We start from the raw sequence: 17,265 nt of genomic DNA on the forward strand, positions 1-17,265 counted from the left end.
CACTAAAACCTCAACAAAGGTTGACAGCAAATACTTTCCGTCGGCGCCGGATTGCGCGCAGAGCGAAACCGGCCCCCGAATCGCCCCTCGGCCATTTGGAACCGGCCCGTCACGCCCCCGACGGCCGAGCACGGAACCACAGCCCGGCGAGCCGAATAGGCTGGTCGGGTGGACGACGACCGGAGCGCGGAAATGCTGGCCGATGCCCTGCGCACGCGGGTCGACTGCACGGTCGACGCGTCGGTGCGCAGGCGCGTCGAGTATTCGTCCGACGCCTCGAACTACCGCGTCCGCCCGGTCATGGTGGTGTTCGCGCGCGCCGAGGACGACGTCGCCGCCGCGGTGGACTTCGCGCGCGAGAACGGGCTCTCGATTACCGCTCGCGGCGCGGGCACCTCGGTCGCGGGCAATGCCATCGGACCCGGCATCGTGCTGGATTTCAGCAGGCACATGAACGCGGTGCGCGCGGTCGACGTCGAGGCGCGAACGGCGAGAGTGCAGCCGGGGGTGGTGCTGTCGGATCTGCAACGACGGCTGCGGCAGCACGGGTTGCGGTTCGGGCCGGATCCGTCGACGCAGGACCGCTGCACGCTCGGCGGAATGATCGGCAACAATGCCTGCGGACCGCACGCGCTGGCCTGGGGGCGCACCTCCGATACCGTGCATGAGCTGCGCATTCTCGATGGCACGGGGGCGCGAAGAACGCTAGGCGGGGACTTGACGGCGGTGCCGGGCTTGGCGAAGTTCACCACCGCGAACCTGGCTGTGCTGCGCACCGAACTGGGACGGTTCGATCGTCAGGCATCCGGCTACGGTCTGGAACATCTGCTGCCGGAACGTGGTTCGTCGGCGGCGAAGGCGTTCGTCGGCTCCGAAGGAACCTGTGGACTACTCCTGGAAGCGGAGGTCGCACTCACGCCGGTGCCCGCCGCGACCGTGCTCACCGTGCTCGGCTATCCCGATATCGCCTCGGCCGCGGACGATATCGCCGCGGTGACCGGATGCGCGCCGATCGCGGTGGAGGGTATCGATGCCGGACTCGTCGATGTGGTCCGCGCGCATCGGGGGACGGTGCCCGAGTTGCCGCGAGGTCGCGGCTGGCTGTTCGTCGAAACCGCGGGAGCGAGCGCGGCGGAGGCCTTGGCTACGGCCCAGCGACTGTGCGCGGTGAGCAATGCCGACGACCACCGGATCGTCACCGATCCCGCTGCCACAGCGGCACTCTGGCGTATCCGTGCCGACGGGGCCGGTCTGGCCGGGAGAACTCCCGAGGGGAATCCGGCGTGGCCCGGTTGGGAGGATGCCGCTGTCCCGCCGGAGAATCTAGGCGCATACCTGCGCGAATTCGCCACGCTCACCGCCGAATACGACGTGAGCGGCCTGCTATATGGACATATCGGCGACGGCTGCATCCACGTCCGCCTCGACTTCCCGATCGCCGACGCCCCCCGCCGATTCCGGACCTTCCTCTTCGACGCCGCCGAACTCGTGGTGCGACACGGCGGATCGCTGTCGGGCGAACACGGCGACGGCCGCGCCAGATCCGAACTGCTGGAAGTCATGTACTCACCGGTCGCCCGCGCGGCCTTCGCGGGCTTCAAGTCCCTGTTCGACCCCGACGACATCCTCAACCCCGGTGTCCTCGTCGCCCCGAAACCCGTCGACGCCGACCTGCGAGTAGTCGCGCTCACGCCGGTTCCAGCACTCGGCTTCGCCCTGTCCACAGACTCCGGCGATCTATCCACAGCTGTGCACAGATGTGTAGGAATCGGCAAGTGCCGCGCGGACACCGGAGGTTCCGGCGGCTTCATGTGCCCCTCGTATCTGGCCACCGCTGACGAGAAGGACACCACGCGGGCGCGGGCCAGAGTGCTCCAGGAAGTGGTCCGCGGCGAACTCGACTGGCGCGCACCGGCAGTCGAAGAGTCCCTCGACCTCTGCCTGTCCTGTAAGGCCTGTGCCTCCGACTGCCCCGCGGGCGTCGACATGGCCACCTACAAATCCGAGGCACTGTATCGCCGCTACCGAGGACGCCTACGCCCCCTGGATCACTATGTCCTCGGCCGACTCCCCCGCTGGCTCGCCATCGCCCAGCACTTCCCACGCTTCGCCAATGCTGTCGCCGCCCTCCCCCGCCTCCGTCGTGCGGGCATGCGACTGGCCGGCATCGATCCCCGGCGAGAAGCGCCACGACTCGCCCCGAAGTCATTGCGGCGCCGCTGGTCCGACGACAAGGAACGCGCCGGTGCCGACGAATCGGCGGCTACCGAAGTCATGCTGTGGATCGACACCTTCACCGACAGTTTCGACCCCGAGAACGCGATAGCCGCCAGACAACTGATCGAACAACTCGGCTACCGCGTCCGCATCCCCGAAGCGCGCGTGTGCTGCGGCCTCACCTGGATCAGCACCGGCCAACTCGACGGCGCCCGCACCCGATTGCGCGCCACCCTCGACGCACTGGCCGATCACGCGGCGGCGGGTGGCCTGATCATCGGCCTCGAACCCTCCTGCACCGCGACCCTGCGTGCCGACCTCCCCGAACTACTCCCCGACGATCCACGAGCGAAACAGGTCGCCGCCGCCGTCCGAACCCTTGCCGAATTCCTCCTCGCGCACCCCGCCTGGCAACCACCCCGGCGGCCGCGGGACACCGTCGTGGTCCAACCGCACTGTCACCAGCACGCCGTCGGCGGCTTCGACGCCGAACGCCGAATCCTGGCCGCGATGGGCGTCACCGTCCAGGAACTGGCCGGGTGCTGCGGCCTGGCGGGCAACTTCGGCATGCAGAACGGCCACTACGACGTCTCGGTGGCGGTCGCCGAGAACACTCTGCTCCCGGCGCTGAGAAACGCGCCACCGAACGCCGTCTTCCTGGCCGACGGCTTCTCGTGCCGAACCCAAGCCGACCAACTCGCGCACACCCCCGGCCTGCATCTGGCCAGGTACCTGCTCGATTGCTCGACCGGACCGGCTATCGGTTGACCCCGATCACAGGCGCACAATGGTCGGATGCGTGATCAGACCCTGGACCAGGACCTGGCTTCGGCCGGGCTGTCCAGGACCGTCCGGTCGAGCAGGCCCTTCGACGTCGGCATCACCGTGGCACCACTGCGCCGCGGGGGCGGCGACCCCTGTCACCACGTCGGCCCCGACGGCTCCCACTGGCACGCCTCACGACTGCCCACCGGTGTGGTGACCTACCGCCTGACCCAGGACGGCCGCGACGGCGCCACCGCCCGCGCCTGGGGCCCCGGCGCCGAGGAATTCCTGGCCGGCCTCGACCGCATGCTCTGCCTCGAGGAAGACCTCGACGACTTCACTCCGGAACATCCCAAGCTGGTGGAAGCCCATCGCACGGTCCCGGGCCTGCGCATGCTGAAGACCGGCCTGGTGATGGAGTCGCTGATCCCGGCCGTCCTCGAACAGAAGGTGCACACGAAGTCCTCGTTCGCGGCGTGGCGCACCCTGGTTCGCGAGTTCGGGACGAAGGCACCCGGCCCCGCGCCGACCGGCCTGATGGTGGCGCCGGACGCCGAGACCTGGCGGCTGATCCCGTCGTGGAAATACCACCGGGCCAATGTCGGTCCGCAGCGCGCACAGACCATCGTTCGCGCCGCCAGAGTCGCCGACTCGATCGAACGCACCGCCACCCTCGACCCGGTCGAGGCCGCGCGACGTTTGCGCAGCCTGCCCGGCATCGGGGTATGGACGGTGGCCGAGACCGCGCAACGCGCCTTCGGCGATGCCGATGCCCTCTCGGTCGGTGACTACCACCTCGCCGCCGTCGTCGGCTGGAGCTTGCTCGGCCACCCGATCGACGACGACGCGATGGTCGAATACCTGCGACCGCTACAACCGCATCGCTACCGCGCGGTGCGACTGCTGGGACTGAGCGGGCAGGCACGCAAACCGAAGTTCGGCCCGCGCGACCCGCTCACCGACCATCGCCACCACTGAGTTGGGCCTCTGCTGCGTTGGGTCAACACTGAGCCGGGCCACCCCTGATGTGGGCCACCACTAGCGCGTAGCGCGCGCGTCCAGTACGCAGCGGCCGGCTTCGACGAGGGTATTGCGCGCCCGCCTGCGCACTCGGCACTCTTCGACAGTGCAGTCGAGGTGCAATTGCATTGCGGCATGGGCTTGTTCGGGCTCCATCGGACCCGGATCGGTGGAGCAACTCAGCAGTGCTGTGGCGACGCGCATGTTCACTTCGCTCAATTGCATGGCCCAAGCACAGCACGCAAATACCCGGCTAACGGTGAGTACACGCCCGATCGGCTAGATTTAGCACGAATTCCCAGCACAAGATCCAAGGGGGAGTGCAGGATTCCCCACAGTGGACGAATTCCACCGTCACCGCGGGGCTCGGAGCGGATGGCGGCGTGCGACACAGAAGGAGCGGGGCTGTGGCATCGAACGGAACAGACGGGCAGGCAGGTGTCTCCTCGACCCTGCCGCGTCGTCAACTCGGTCGCTACCTGCGCGACTGGCGCACCCAGGCCGGGCTCACCATCGCCGAGGCCGCCCGGCTGATGGAGTGGGGCGCCAGCACCCTGCAGCGACTGGAAAAGGGGCAGGCCGACCGCATCCGCACCATCGATGTCCACGAACTGTGCCGGATCTACGGCATTCCCGACCATCTCGCGAGCGGTCTCACCGGTCTCGCGCAGCAGGCCGCCGTGAAGAGTTGGTGGCACGCCTATGGGGATCTGATTCCCGAGAATTTCGATATCTATGTGGGTCTGGAGGCATCGGCGCACCGGTTGCGCGCCTATCAATCCGAACTGGTTCCCGGTCTGCTACAGACGGCGGAATACGCACGGGCACTGAATCATCTCGGCTTTCCCAAGGATTCGGTCGACGAGCTCGATCGCCGGGTCGCACTGCGGATGCAACGTCAGGCGTTGATCACCCGCAAGCATTCACCCGCCGAGATCGATGTGGTTCTGCACGAATCGGTATTGCGTACCATCGTCGGTGATGCGAAGGTGATGGCTGCGCAGTTGCGACACCTCGCCGACGCGAGTTCCCGAAGTAATGTCGCATTGCGCATCCTGCCGTTTGCCGCCGGAGTTCCACTCGGAGTCTCGACCGGACCTTTCACGGTTCTCGAGTTCGGTACCGACAGCAAGGGGCAACCGGTCGAACCGCCGGTGGTGTACGCCGAAGGCTTTACCGGCGACCTCTACCTGGAACGACGCGCGGATGTTCGAAGGTACGACCGGGCTCACGAATGCCTCCAGCGCCATGCGCTGGATATCCCACCGAGTAGAGACTTGCTACGGCAGGTCGCGAAGGAGTATGTGGCATGAGTTTCGATCTTGTTGACGCACACTGGTTCAAGAGCACTCGGAGTGGTGCAGGCAAGGATTGCGTCGAAGTAGCTTTCCTGTTCGGCGGGCACGTCGGGGTGCGCGACAGCAAGAATCCCGCGGGTCCCGCCCTGGTGTTCGACGGCGCGAGCTGGGACGACTTCACCCGTGGCATCGACACCGGCGCGTTCGCGTGAACACCAAGCGCGACATCGACACCACCGGCGCCACCTGGTTGCGGGCAGGCACCGGTGACGGGAGCGTGGAGGTCGCCATGCTGGCAGAGGGGCACGTGGCCCTGCGCGACAGCAAGAATCCCGAGGGTCCGGTGCTGATCTTCACCCCGAGTGAATGGACCGCCTTCACCGCGGGCGTGCACGACGGTGAGTTCGATCGTCCTTGATCACGCTAGATCACAGTACGATAGATATTCGGCATAGGCCGAGGTTTGATGCGGCGCTCGGTCGGGTAACCCGGGTATATGGACCGAGGGTTGAAGAAAATGCCACCCCGGTACCGGAGGCTAGCGCCTGAGGACGGGGTGGAACGCCTGATCGTGATCCTGCTGTTCGCGGTATCGGCGATCGGAATCTACGTTCTCACCAGCTCTTTGCTGTCGGCGTTGTTCATCGGATTACTGGTCGGATTAGTCGCTGTAGGGACTGTCGCTGTCTTGTAGGCAGCCGTCGCTGCGGGGCTTCGCACCCCGCAGCGACAACAGTACCTACCGTCTGAACAATTTATTGCCGAGCCAGACAATAGGGTCGAATTGTCGATCTACGACCCGTTCTTTCAGTGGAATCAAGGCGTTGTCGGTGATTTTGATGTGCTCGGGGCACACGTCGGTGCAGCACTTGGTGATATTGCAATAGCCCAAACCTGCTTCCTCCTGGGCCATTTCGCGTCGATCGCGGGTATCGAGCGGGTGCATCTCCAACTCCGCGATGCGCATCAGGTAGCGCGGGCCGGCGAAGGCGGGCTTGTTCTCCTCGTGATCACGCACCACATGGCAGGTGTCCTGGCACAGGAAGCACTCGATGCACTTGCGGAACTCCTGGGAGCGCTCCACATCGACCTGCTTCATCCGGTAGTCACCCGCCGCGAGACCGGGCGGCGGAGTGAACGAGGGGATCTCCCGTGCCTTCTCGTAGTTGAACGAGACGTCGGTGACCAGGTCCTTGATGATCGGGAAGGTCCGCATCGGCGTGACGGTGATGACCTCGTCCTGGGTGAACGTCGACATTCGCGTCATACAAAGCAGACGCGGGCGCCCGTTCACCTCCGCCGAACACGAACCGCACTTGCCCGCTTTGCAATTCCAGCGCACCGCGAGGTCGGGAGTCTGGGTGGCCTGGAGGCGATGGATGATGTCGAGCACCACCTCGCCCTCGTTCACCGCCACCGTGTAGTCCTCGAGGCTGCCGCCCTCGATGTCGCCGCGCCAGACCCGGAACCGGGCGTCGTATCCCATGGTTACGCCTTTCCCTCGGCTGCCGGGTGCTCAGCCAATTCTTGCTCGGTGTAGTACTTTTCGAGCTCGCTCAGTTCGAACAGGGCGAGTAGGTCTTCGCGCATCGGCGTCTGATCGGCCCGGGTGACGGTGACGTCGGGGATCTGGGCATCGGACGACGGATCGACCGCGCAGACCAGCAACGTGTTGCGCCAGTCCGGGTTCATGCCGGGGTGATCGTCGCGGGTGTGGCCGCCACGACTCTCGGTACGCAACAGCGCTGCCTGCGCGACACATTCGCTGACGATCAGCATGTTGGCCAGGTCGAGGGCCAGATGCCAGCCGGGGTTGAACGGCCGCTTGCCCTGCACCGCCACGTTGGCGTAGCGGGCGCGCAACTCGGCGAGTTTGTCGATCGCCGCGCGCACCTCGTGTTCCTTGCGGATGATGCCGACCAGGTCGTTCATCGTCTGCTGGAGTTCGGAGTGCAGGGTGTACGGGTTCTCGCCGGAACCGTCCGCGCGCGCATCGAACGGCGCCAGTGCGGTGTTCGCGGCCGCTTCGATGTCGGCTTCGGCGGGCGTCGGCTTGTCGGCGAGCTGCTGCACGTAGGCCGACGCGCCCAGCCCTGCCCTGCGGCCGAACACCAGCAGGTCCGACAGGGAGTTGCCGCCGAGCCGATTCGAGCCGTGCATGCCACCGGAACACTCACCGGCGGCGAACAATCCGGGGACGAGCGCCGCACCGGAATCGGGGTTCACCTCGATCCCGCCCATCACGTAGTGGCAGGTGGGGCCGACTTCCATCGGCTCGGCCGTGATGTCGACATCGGCCAGTTCCTTGAACTGGTGGTGCATCGACGGCAGCCTGCGCACGATCTCGTCGGCGGGCATGCGGGAGGCGATGTCGAGGTAGACGCCGCCGTGTTCGGTGCCGCGGCCCGCCTTCACCTCCTCGTTGATCGCCCTGGCGACCTCGTCGCGGGGGAGTAGGTCGGGAGTGCGGCGCGCGGAATCGTTGTCGCGCAACCACTGATCGGCTTCTTCCTCGGTTTCGGCGTACTGACCCTTGAAGACCGGCGGGATGTAGTCGAACATGAACCGCTTGCCGTCGGAGTTCTTCAGCACGCCGCCGTCGCCGCGCACACCCTCGGTGACGAGGATGCCCTTCACGCTCGGCGGCCAGACCATCCCGGTGGGATGGAACTGGAGGAACTCCATATTGATCAGCGTCGCGCCCGAGCGCAGTGCCAGCGCGTGGCCGTCGCCGGTGTACTCCCATGAGTTCGATGTCACCGTGTAGGACTTGCCGATTCCGCCGGTGGCCAGCACGACCGCGGGCGCCTTGAACAGCACGAAGCCGCCCGATTCCCGCCAGTAGCCGAACGCGCCGGCGATCGCCCCGCCGTCGGTGAGCAATTCGGTGATCGTGCATTCGGCGAAGACCTTGATCCTGGCCTCGTAGTCGCCGGTCGCCGCGAAGTCCTCCTGCTGCAGCGAGACGATCTTCTGCTGCATCGTGCGGATCAGTTCGAGGCCGGTCCGGTCGCCGACATGGGCGAGGCGGGGGTAGGTGTGGCCGCCGAAGTTGCGCTGACTGATCCGCCCGTCGGCCGTGCGGTCGAACAGCGCCCCATAGGTTTCCAGCTCCCACACCCGGTCGGGCGCCTCCTGCGCGTGCAGTTCGGCCATGCGCCAGTTGTTGAGGAACTTGCCGCCGCGCATGGTGTCTTTGAAGTGCGTCTGCCAGTTGTCCTTCTCATTGGCGTTGCCCATCGACGCCGCGCAACCACCCTCGGCCATCACGGTATGCGCCTTGCCGAACAACGACTTACACACCACCGCCACCGAAAGCCCTTGTTCGCGTGCCTCGATCACGGCTCGCAGACCCGCGCCGCCCGCCCCGATCACCACGACGTCGTAGTCGTGCCGTTCCACGTCTGGCATTGAAATACAAGCTCCTCGCGTTGTCGCGGCTCAGTTGACGAACCGCAGGTCCGAAATGGTCTGGCTCGCAACCAACATCACGTAGAAGTCGGCGAGCACGAGGGTGCCGAGAGTGGTCCAGGCCAGCGCCATGTGGCGGGTGTTGAGCTTGGAGATCTGGGTCCAGTACCAGTACCGCACCGGATGGGCGGAGAAGTTCTTGAGCCGTCCGCCCACGATGTGCCTGCACGAATGGCACGACAGGGTGTAGGCCCACAGCAGGATCACGTTGACCAGCAGGACGATATTGCCGAGGCCGAAACCGAAACCGCCACTGCTGCCGTGGAACGCGGTGATCGCGTCGTAGGTGTTGATCAGCGAGACCACCAGCGCCACGTAGAAGAAGTAGCGGTGCGCGTTCTGGATGATCAACGGCAGCCGCGACTCGCCGGTGTAGCGCGCGTGCGGCTCGGCCACCGCACAGGCGGGCGGCGAGAACCACACCGAGCGGTAGTAGGCCTTGCGGTAGTAGTAGCAGGTCAGCCGAAAGCCGAGCAGGAACGGCAGCACCACGAAACCGAGCGGGATCCACATCGGCAGCTCGGGGAACGGGGTACCGAAATGCGCCGATCCCGGAACGCATGAGTCGCTCAGACACGGCGAGTAGAACGGCGTCAGATAGTGGAACTCGGGCACCCAATAGGCCGTCCGCACAAAGGATCTGATCGTCGCGTAGGTGACGAACGCGGCGAGTCCGAGCGCGGTGAACAGCGGCGGCAGCCACCAGCGGTCGGTGCGAAGGGTGCGCGCGGAAATGCGGGCGCGCGTTCTGCTGAAGACGCCGGTGCCCGCGGAGTGGGAAGCGGGGGAAGCGGTCGGTGCGGCACTCACGGTGGATGCCTCGCTGATCTTCGGGTCTGCGGCAGTGATCATTACCCACCGCGATGGATTGTGATGTGGAGCACCATACGCCTCTGTTCATGCCGCTCGCGGTGGGTCTCATGCACTCGGTCACCACACATGGCGGTGATCTCGATCACAGGCGTGAAGGTCGTGGCGACCCGTCATGCCTGCGCAACAAACCTGTGGTGCCCTGTGACAGGTATTCCCCCGTGCCGGGGAGAGGAGCGTGACGCGCAATGAGAAGAGCCGCGATCGTGGCGCCCGTCCGTACGCCCAGTGGCGTGGAGGGCGGTGCGTTGTCGGGGATGCCCGCCGAGTGGCTGGCGACCACGGTGTTGTCCGCCGTGATCGAACGCTCGGGAATCGACCCGCTACGCATCGACGATGTGGCCATGGCCTGTATCGATGGTGGCCTCTCCGATGTGCCCGCGGTCGGTTCGCTCGCCGCTCGCGGTGCCGGATTACCTTTCGCAGTACCCGGTTTCGTCACCGACAAACACGGCGGTAGCGGACTACAGGCGGTGATCACCGCGGCGATGATGGTCCAGACCGGCGCCGCGGATGTGGTGGTCGCGGGCGGAGTGGAATGCGCGACGACCCATGCGGGGCTACCCGGTGGGACCGCGGGATTGCACAACGCCGAGCGGCTGGCGCACTACTACGGGATCGACCGCAATGCCGCCGACGAGTTCGCGGTGGCCAGTCATCGCAAGGCGGCTCGGGCCTGGCGGCAGGGCGCGTTCGCGGCCGAGGTCGTCGGGGTGGCCGCCGGGTTCGGCGATCACCAGATCACCCGTGACGAGGGCGTGCGCGACGACCTGTCGACCCACACGCTTGCCGGTTTGCGCCCGCTGCTGCGCGAGGGCGTGGTGACAGTCGGAAACATGAGTTCGCATCGGCTCGGGGCGTCGGCGTGCCTGGTCGTCGCCGAGGACCGGCTCGGCGAGCTCGGGGTGACGCCGATGGCGTTTCTCGCGGGCTGGGCCGCCGCCGGGTGTGACAACGCGGGTCCCGGACTGGGGGCAGCGCCCGCGGTCTCGAAGCTGCTCGGGCGAGCCGGGTGCTCGCTGGACGAGATCGATCTGCTCGAAATCAACGAGGGCTACGCGGTGGAGGTGCTCGCACTGGCCACCGAATGGGAACTCGACCCACTCGACCGGCTCAATGTGAACGGCTCCGACATCGCGCTCGGGCACCCGGTCGGGGCCACGGGCCTGCGGATCATGACGACCATGCTGCACGAGCTGGGCCGCACCGGCGGTCGTTACGGACTGGAGGCCATCGCGCTCGGCCACGATCACGGGATCGCGGCTCTGTTCGAATCGGCCGAAGCCGACGAACCGACCGAAGTCCCACGCGGCGCCCGCTTCCACGGCTCCCGAACCCGCAAACTGGGCCGGCACCGAGCCGGGTAGTCAGCTCCAGAAATACTGGTCGGCGCGACGACCCTGATGGCAGGGCCGTCGCGCCGGTGATCAGGCTCTTACTTCGTTCTGGGGCGGGAGTGGAAGCCGAGGCCTTCGTCCTGGGCGCCCATCCATGCTGCTTCGTCGGACTTGCTGTCGGGGACGTAGATCGGCTCCGACCGGCGTGGGACGGCGAGTTCCGGCGGTGGTGCCTGCTCGAAGTCCTCGGCGTCGATGACGAGCCGCTCGAGGTCGTTCTCCAGACGACGGATGGTGGCCGCGTCGCCGTAGTTGGAGCGCAGTGCGCCGATCGATTGCCGGAGTTGGCCGACCGCGTAGCGCAGTTCCGCGATATCGCTGCGTGTCATCGTTACCTCCTGTGTATATGGCGGGCATACCGACTCGCCGGATCACGGGTACGCCCGAAAAGTCCCGGGCCGCACTGCACCGAGCCGTGTGACTCACCACACAACGTGATCTCCACCACAATAACGGATCTTTTCGGTTTACGCCCGAAGTTGTGGGAGAACACAGGATTGCCGTCCGGTAACTGTTGTGCTCACCCAGCGACGGCGTAGCGAGTGCGCATGTCGATCCTCGCCCGGTCGACCAGCGTGGTGATCGAGTGGGCGACGTCTTCGGCGTGTTCGAGGATCACGCTGTGACCGGCGCCTTCGATCCGCACCAGCTCGGCGCCCGCCAGCTGTGAGGCCAGCACCACCGAGTGGGTGAACGGCACCATGAGATCGGCCGAGCCCGCCAGGACGAGAGCGGGCAGATCGCCGAAGCGGGCGAGGGTGTTCGCCTCGTCGAAGTCGAGCAGCGAGCTCAGGAAGCCGGACATGGTCAGCAGCGCGGTCTCGTTGAGCACCGCGGTGGCGATGGCCGCGACGCGCGGGCTCAGGCGCCGGGTGCCCGTGCTCGCCTCGCGGATCAGCGGTCCGAAGATCCAGCGGGAGAAGCGCTTCGACGCCTGCATCATCCTGGGCGCGGCCACGACCGCGCGCTGCAGCGAGGCCACAGCGTGCCGATTGAGGAGTCTGCCGAGGCCGACCTCGGTGATGCCGCCCGCGGCGCCCGCGATCAGGCCGATCCCGGCGATCCGGTGACCGATGGCCGCCGGGTAGAGGCGGGCGTAGGCCAGCACCACCATCGCGCCCATCGAATGTCCGACGAGTACGACGGGCCCCGTCGGTGCGACCGCGCGCAGCACCGCGTCGAGATCGGTGGCGAGCTGGTCGATCGTGTAGGTGGCGTGGTGGGCGTGCCCGGATTCGCCGTGGCCTCGGTGGTCGTAGAAGACCATCCGGGCGTCGGCGGCCCAATCCCGCAGCAGATGGTCGCGCAGGAACGACCAGGATTCGGTGTGCAGGCAGTGGCCGTGGACGAAAACGACGGTCAGGGCCGCGTCCTTGTCGCCGAAGCTGCGGACCGCGATGGGCACACCGTCATCGGCGACGACAGTGCAGCGGCGACCGCCGGTGCCGGTGATAGGGAAGGTTTTCGACATTGCGCCCTCCTCCGTCTGCGGCGGGACGCCCTGAGGAATATGCGTTCCTGCCTGGTGTTTCGGAGAAGGTTTCCAGCGTGTTAACCGGTCAACCCTCGCGTTATCCACTCGATGCGCAAACGATTCCGGGTGGGCGCGCATCGTTACTCAGGACGATCTTCGGAGATCTAGCACTTTCACTAGAAATTTGTAGACGACTGTCGAGGAGTGGCTACGCAGGGAATTCTTCGTATCTCTAGGTGATTTGCTAGAAATCCGAAGATGCTCATACGCTCCGGAGATAGCGACCGAAGTGGGGGACCGTGAAGCCGATCGTGCCGCGCTCGGCGGAGTAGATGAGGCCCTTCTTGATCAGGCCGTCACGCGCGGGGGAGACCGAGGCGGGCTTGCGGCCGAGCTCGGCGGCCACCGCCGACGTGGCGACCGGGGCGTCGTCGCCCGCCAGGTCGGCCATGGCGCGCATGTACTCGCGTTCGGCGGGGGTCGCGCGTTCGTAGCGGGAGCCGAAGAAGCCGACCGCCAGTTCCTCTTCGGCCGCGGGGGAAGCCACCGCGACGTCTTCGGCGGTGATCGGGCTCTCGGGTGCCTGATCCCAGGCGGCTTTGCCGTAGGCCTGGACGAAATACGGGTAGCCGTCAGCTCTTTGATAGAGCGAATCGAGCGCGGTTTCGGTGAACTTCACCTCCTCGCGTTCGGCGGGCGCGATGAGGGCGAGGTCGGCCGACTGGCGGTCGAGACGATCGATCCGGTGGTAGCTGAAGAGTCGCTCCGAGTAACTTTTCGAGGCCGAGAGCACCGCGGGGAGATGGGGCAGGCCCGCGCCGACGACGATCAACGGGGCGCCGTCCTGGCTCAGCTCGTGGCACGCGCCGCAGATCGCGGACACGTCGGCGGGGCCGAGGTCTTGCATTTCGTCGATGAAAATGCCGATGCCGACCCCGATATCGGCGGCGAGGGCGGCCGCCTCTTTGAACAGTTCGATCAGATCGATCTCGATATCGCCCGAGTCGGCGCGACCGGTCACGGCGGGCACATCGATACCGGGCTGCCAGCGTTCGCGCATGCCCTTGTCCGCGGTGGCGCGCAACGCGAAGGCCTTGAGGATGCCGAGGAAATCGTCGACGCGCTCGGGATTGCGGTGCGACATCGCGATCGCGCGCACCGCCATATGCAAGGCCGAGGACAGTGGCCTGCGCAGATCCTGGTCGGGCCGTGCCTCGATCTTGCCGGTACCCCAGCCGCGCGAGATGGCGGCGGAGCGAAGTTGATTGAGCAGCACGGTCTTCCCGACACCGCGCAGACCCGTGAGCATCACGCTGCGTTCCGGTCGGCCGCGGGCGATGCGCTCGAGCACGATGTCGAACGCCGCGAGTTGTTTGTCGCGCCCGGCCAATTCGGGTGGACGCTGGCCGGCGCCGGGTGCATACGGATTGCGCACGGGGTCCATGCCGGATAACCGTAGCGCGTGGGCACGGGAGAATCTCGGTAACTCTCGGCTGTGTCCTAGATACTGCTAGCGAAACCGAGAACTGCCGTCGAAACCGGAATGGAGCCCGATGTCCTCCGAACCTCAGACCACCGCGGAGATCGTGGCGAGCTGGCCGCTGCCGCAGGGCGCGCACCTGGCCGACACGATCCGGCGCGGCCTGCTGGCAACGATCGGCGCGGGCTACGACGACCCGGATCCGCAGGTGGTGGCCGACCTGGCGATCGGGCCGCTGATGATCATGTTGGGCAGGCTGGAGGTCGACCTGGCCGACGCCAGGACGCGCATCGACGAACTCGAGCGCGCGCTACGCGATCGGTAACGCGCCGCGCGGCGGTGACGATGAAATCGTTACTCGCGCCGACACGCCGGTGCCGTAGCCCTTGTTCTGGGCTTTTCCGGTCGGAAGAAAACAACTTGCGTGCTTCGCTGGACAGCGCTCATCACAGGCCGTAATCTTCTCGTGACTTAGTGGAGTCTGTCGGTTCGTCAGAGGAGCGGCGCCACTGGGTCACCGCCGAATAGTCATGATCGCCAAGCGATTCGCGACGAAGCGGCGGGAGAGTAGCAAGATCGGAGACTCGTCTCGGTGGGTAAACACAGCTTGCAGCGGGATTCTCGACTGCCGAATTCCGTCAAGGGTGCCCTCGTCATGGGCGCGGTGGCCGCTACAACCGGTGCGATGCCCGCGATTTCGCAGGCCGCCACGATCAACATCCCCGGTCTGGGTAACTTCGATCTGCCGCCAGAGCTCGAGCAGCCGGCGCAGCAGGTCGAGAAGCAGCTGCAGGCGATGGTCGCCCCTCAGGGCCAGGCCGCACCGCAGCTCCCCAGCGTGAACTTCGACAACCCGTTCTCCCAGCCGCAGCAGCAGACCGCAGGCAACGTCGCCCTCGACGCCGCTCGCGGCAAGCTGGGCGCCCAGTACAACTGGGGTGCCGCGGGCCCGCAGAGCTTCGACTGCTCCGGCCTCGTGCAGTGGGCATACCGCCAGGCCGGTGTCGAACTGCCGCGCACCAGCTTCGAGCAGTCGCACGTCGGCGCTCCCGTCTCGTTCGACAACCTGCAGGCCGGTGACATCGTCATCACCAACGGTGGCGGCCACGTCGGTATCTATGCGGGCAACGGTCAGCTCCTCAACGCCGTGCAGTCGGGCACCCCGGTGTCCTACACCCACCTCAGCGCAGACGACGTCGTCACGGCTCGCCGTATCGTCTAAGGGGTGACCCCCCAGCACTCCGAGACCCAGGCCCGCGTCGACGCGTGGACCTGGGCAGTGCGCCTGTTCAAAACACGCTCGGCCGCGGCAGAAGCTTGCCGCGCCGGGCATGTGCGCGTTAATGGGGTAACGGCGAAACCGGCGCTGACCGTCCGCCCGGGTGACGAGATCAGAGTCCGTCATGCCGGCCTCGAGCGCATCGTCGTCGTCGAGCGGATCATCCACAAGCGCGTCGGTCCGCCCGTCGCCGCCCAGTGCCTGATCGATCGCAGCCCGCCGCCGCCTCCGAAAGAGGTCCTCGCCACCCTGCCGCAGCGCGAGCGTGGTGCGGGTCGGCCCACGAAACGTGAACGACGCGAAACAGATCGGTTGATGGGCCGCACCGACTAGACGCCGAATGTCATCGGGCGTCGGCCGCTGACAACAGCGGCTCGACCTGGCCCGGTGGTCGGGGTGTGGGCGATCGCCTACGGTGGCACATATGGGTGAGCGCACGACGATGTTATCGACTGTTCTCGCTTGCTGGGTCGCTGTCGTCACCACGGGTCCACGGCTGCTCTGGCCGCGCGGCGCCGACACCGCATTTCTCGACGGGCTGGAGTGCGTTCCCGTCCCTCCCGCGCACAACACCGTAGGTCTGACCGCGCTCGTGCAGGCGGAGCTGTCCGCGCCGACGGCGATCGTCGTCGAGGGTGTGCGGACCCTGCGGTCCACGCAGCTGACCATGTCGACGTTCCTGATCCGCCACCCGGAGGCCACCTTCCTGGTCGACCCGGCGATCTGCGCGGGCGTGCACCAGCGAGTGCTTCCCGAGTTGCCCTTTCCGGTGCCGCTGCTGGTCGCCCCCGACAGCCCGGTGCACGGGCTGAGCGAGGTACTGGCCGCCCACGACCTCACCGGCAACGACATCGACTTCGTGCTGCCGACACATCTGCACTGGGACCACGTCGCGGGGCTGTACGAACTGCCCGGCCTGGTCCCGATCCGCGTGCCCGATATCGAGTACCGGTGGGCCATGGCCGGTGCGCAGGTGCCGCTCGGCGTCGCCCGAGGGCCGCTGCGCGGGCGCGCCTTCGACCTCTACGAACTCGACGGGCCGCCGGTTCTGACCTTCGCCCGTAGTCACGACCTGTTCGGCGACGGCTCCGTCCTGATCGTCGACCTGGCAGGCCATACCCCCGGCAGTGTCGGCATCCTGCTCGCCGTGGACGACGGCTCCCGCGTCCTGCTCGCGGGCGACGCGGTCTGGAGCACCCTGCAGATCGACCTCATCCGGGAGAAGGCTCCGCTCCTGGGCGAACTACTCGACGCCAACCGCGACCGGGCCTTCGAAACCATTCATCGACTGCATGCCCTCCCGGCCGATATCGAAGTGATCCCCGGCCACGACCGCGCCGCTGTCATGGCGAGAGCGCCGCACTGACCCGCGTAACGCATCCGGAAGCGGTGGATCGATCCGTCAGGCGGCGAGACCGGCGGAAACGCTGGAATACCGAGGACTCCAACCCAATTCGTCGTTGGCCAGCCGGCTCGAGATCCGCATCGAGGTATCCGACATGAGCGCGCCGATATAGGGCACGGCCAGTCGGATCATCCACGCGGGCAAGCGGATCGGGCGCGGAGTCCGGTGGCTGCGGGCGACCTCCGCGAAGAACTCCTGCCAGGTGATCGGATTGTCGTCGGCGATGTTGTAGGCGCGGCCGGGTGCACCGCGTTCGAGTGCGGCGACGGTCGCGGCGGCCGCGTCCTCGACATGGACCCAGGTGTTGACGCCAGTTGCATCTTCGCATCGCGCAAGGCGGTGGCCTGATGGATCACGGCGTCGGCGCGCAGACCGTCGACAGCGCGCAGGAGTGCCTCGCGGTCGAGCACATCGGCGGTGATCGGGGCGGCGCCGAGCTCGCGCACGAGCGGGTTCGCGTTCGGAGTGCGGACGAGCGCGGAAACTTTGTGCCCGTTCGCGGTCAGCGCGCGGATCAGGGGACGGCCGATGGCGCCGGTGGCACCTGCGAGCAGAACCTGCATGATCGTTCCTTCCGGCTGAGTGGAGG

20 protein-coding genes are annotated in these 17,265 nt (G+C 66.7%); 11 read left to right on the forward strand and 9 right to left on the reverse strand.

Annotation, left to right across the window (positions count from 1 at the left end):
• Positions 1-192 precede the first annotated feature (192 nt).
• Together NS1_RS31760 and NS1_RS31765 are read left to right on the forward strand one after the other, a co-directional pair.
• On the forward strand, positions 193-2,985 hold the full coding sequence (locus NS1_RS31760) for an FAD-binding and (Fe-S)-binding domain-containing protein (protein ID WP_062990555.1): 2,793 nt from the start codon (positions 193-195) through the stop codon (positions 2,983-2,985).
• Positions 2,986-3,012: 27 nt separating this feature from the next.
• Complete coding sequence (locus NS1_RS31765) at positions 3,013-3,960, forward strand: DNA-3-methyladenine glycosylase family protein (RefSeq protein ID WP_062990487.1); 948 nt, start codon at positions 3,013-3,015, stop codon at positions 3,958-3,960.
• 60 nt (positions 3,961-4,020) lie between these two features.
• Here NS1_RS31765 and NS1_RS39530 read toward each other — a convergent pair whose 3' ends face one another.
• Complete coding sequence (locus NS1_RS39530; protein WP_056824023.1) at positions 4,021-4,227, reverse strand: hypothetical protein; 207 nt, start codon at positions 4,225-4,227, stop codon at positions 4,021-4,023.
• Between the two features lie 182 nt (positions 4,228-4,409).
• Here NS1_RS39530 and NS1_RS31770 point away from each other — a divergent pair, with 182 nt between their 5' ends.
• The 4 genes from NS1_RS31770 to NS1_RS31785 all read left to right on the forward strand — a co-directional run bounded on the left by NS1_RS31770 (position 4,410) and on the right by NS1_RS31785 (position 5,994).
• Entirely contained in the window at positions 4,410-5,315 is a 906-nt protein-coding gene (locus NS1_RS31770) for a helix-turn-helix domain-containing protein (protein WP_062990489.1), read from the forward strand.
• Complete coding sequence (locus NS1_RS31775; RefSeq protein WP_056824017.1) at positions 5,312-5,512, forward strand: DUF397 domain-containing protein; 201 nt, start codon at positions 5,312-5,314, stop codon at positions 5,510-5,512. Before NS1_RS31770 ends, NS1_RS31775 begins: the two co-directional genes overlap by 4 nt.
• On the forward strand, positions 5,509-5,718 hold the full coding sequence (locus tag NS1_RS31780) for a DUF397 domain-containing protein (protein WP_056824014.1): 210 nt from the start codon (positions 5,509-5,511) through the stop codon (positions 5,716-5,718). The genes NS1_RS31775 and NS1_RS31780 overlap by 4 nt, the downstream gene beginning before the upstream one ends.
• Positions 5,719-5,856: 138 nt before the next feature.
• A complete protein-coding gene (locus NS1_RS31785; RefSeq protein ID WP_240505140.1) occupies positions 5,857-5,994 on the forward strand; it encodes a hypothetical protein in 138 nt (45 codons plus the stop codon).
• Positions 5,995-6,039: 45 nt separating this feature from the next.
• Here NS1_RS31785 and NS1_RS31790 read toward each other — a convergent pair whose 3' ends face one another.
• From NS1_RS31790 to sdhC, 3 genes are read right to left on the reverse strand one after another with little or no spacing between them, the layout of a single operon-like run.
• A complete protein-coding gene (locus tag NS1_RS31790; protein WP_056824009.1) occupies positions 6,040-6,786 on the reverse strand; it encodes a succinate dehydrogenase/fumarate reductase iron-sulfur subunit in 747 nt (248 codons plus the stop codon).
• A 2-nt stretch (positions 6,787-6,788) separates the two neighbouring features.
• Positions 6,789-8,711, reverse strand: coding sequence for a fumarate reductase/succinate dehydrogenase flavoprotein subunit (locus NS1_RS31795; RefSeq protein WP_062990491.1), 1,923 nt, complete (start codon positions 8,709-8,711; stop codon positions 6,789-6,791).
• Between the two features lie 30 nt (positions 8,712-8,741).
• Entirely contained in the window at positions 8,742-9,581 is an 840-nt protein-coding gene (sdhC, locus tag NS1_RS31800; protein WP_200950551.1) for a succinate dehydrogenase subunit SdhC, read from the reverse strand.
• A 248-nt stretch (positions 9,582-9,829) separates the two neighbouring features.
• On the opposite strand from sdhC, the gene NS1_RS31805 reads away from it, so the two are divergent.
• Positions 9,830-11,008 carry a thiolase family protein gene (locus tag NS1_RS31805; protein WP_084465844.1) on the forward strand — a complete coding sequence of 393 codons (1,179 nt, stop codon included), beginning with the start codon at positions 9,830-9,832 and terminating at the stop codon, positions 11,006-11,008.
• 68 nt (positions 11,009-11,076) lie between these two features.
• Here NS1_RS31805 and NS1_RS31810 read toward each other — a convergent pair whose 3' ends face one another.
• The 3 genes from NS1_RS31810 to NS1_RS31820 form a co-directional block, all read right to left on the reverse strand.
• The gene (locus NS1_RS31810; RefSeq protein ID WP_056824003.1) at positions 11,077-11,367 is read right to left on the reverse strand and encodes an Rv0250c family protein; all 291 of its coding nucleotides are present in this window, start codon (positions 11,365-11,367) and stop codon (positions 11,077-11,079) included.
• A gap of 191 nt (positions 11,368-11,558) precedes the next feature.
• The gene (locus NS1_RS31815) at positions 11,559-12,509 is read right to left on the reverse strand and encodes an alpha/beta fold hydrolase (RefSeq protein WP_062990493.1); all 951 of its coding nucleotides are present in this window, start codon (positions 12,507-12,509) and stop codon (positions 11,559-11,561) included.
• Positions 12,510-12,774: 265 nt separating this feature from the next.
• Positions 12,775-13,956 (reverse strand): ATP-binding protein, encoded by a 1,182-nt coding sequence (locus NS1_RS31820; protein WP_062990495.1) that lies wholly within the window; start codon positions 13,954-13,956, stop codon positions 12,775-12,777.
• 109 nt (positions 13,957-14,065) lie between these two features.
• Between NS1_RS31820 and NS1_RS31825 the strand changes: the two genes are divergently transcribed.
• The 4 genes from NS1_RS31825 (at position 14,066) to NS1_RS31840 (ending at position 16,637) form a co-directional block, all read left to right on the forward strand.
• Complete coding sequence (locus NS1_RS31825; protein WP_062990497.1) at positions 14,066-14,317, forward strand: hypothetical protein; 252 nt, start codon at positions 14,066-14,068, stop codon at positions 14,315-14,317.
• A gap of 330 nt (positions 14,318-14,647) precedes the next feature.
• Entirely contained in the window at positions 14,648-15,214 is a 567-nt protein-coding gene (locus NS1_RS31830) for a C40 family peptidase (RefSeq protein WP_062990499.1), read from the forward strand.
• 3 nt (positions 15,215-15,217) lie between these two features.
• Positions 15,218-15,604, forward strand: coding sequence for an RNA-binding S4 domain-containing protein (locus tag NS1_RS31835; protein ID WP_062990501.1), 387 nt, complete (start codon positions 15,218-15,220; stop codon positions 15,602-15,604).
• 91 nt (positions 15,605-15,695) lie between these two features.
• On the forward strand, positions 15,696-16,637 hold the full coding sequence (locus NS1_RS31840) for an MBL fold metallo-hydrolase (protein WP_062990504.1): 942 nt from the start codon (positions 15,696-15,698) through the stop codon (positions 16,635-16,637).
• 36 nt (positions 16,638-16,673) lie between these two features.
• Here NS1_RS31840 and NS1_RS41970 read toward each other — a convergent pair whose 3' ends face one another.
• Together NS1_RS41970 and NS1_RS39535 are read right to left on the reverse strand one after the other, a co-directional pair.
• Positions 16,674-16,808, reverse strand: coding sequence for a hypothetical protein (locus NS1_RS41970; RefSeq protein ID WP_255284765.1), 135 nt, complete (start codon positions 16,806-16,808; stop codon positions 16,674-16,676).
• Positions 16,805-17,239, reverse strand: a complete 435-nt coding sequence (locus tag NS1_RS39535) for an SDR family oxidoreductase (RefSeq protein ID WP_218019992.1) — start codon at positions 17,237-17,239, stop codon at positions 16,805-16,807. Before NS1_RS39535 ends, NS1_RS41970 begins: the two co-directional genes overlap by 4 nt.
• Between the last annotated feature and the right edge of the window lie 26 nt (positions 17,240-17,265).

It is taken from the genome of Nocardia salmonicida NBRC 13393 (assembly GCF_001613085.1).
Classification (GTDB): domain Bacteria; phylum Actinomycetota; class Actinomycetes; order Mycobacteriales; family Mycobacteriaceae; genus Nocardia; species Nocardia salmonicida.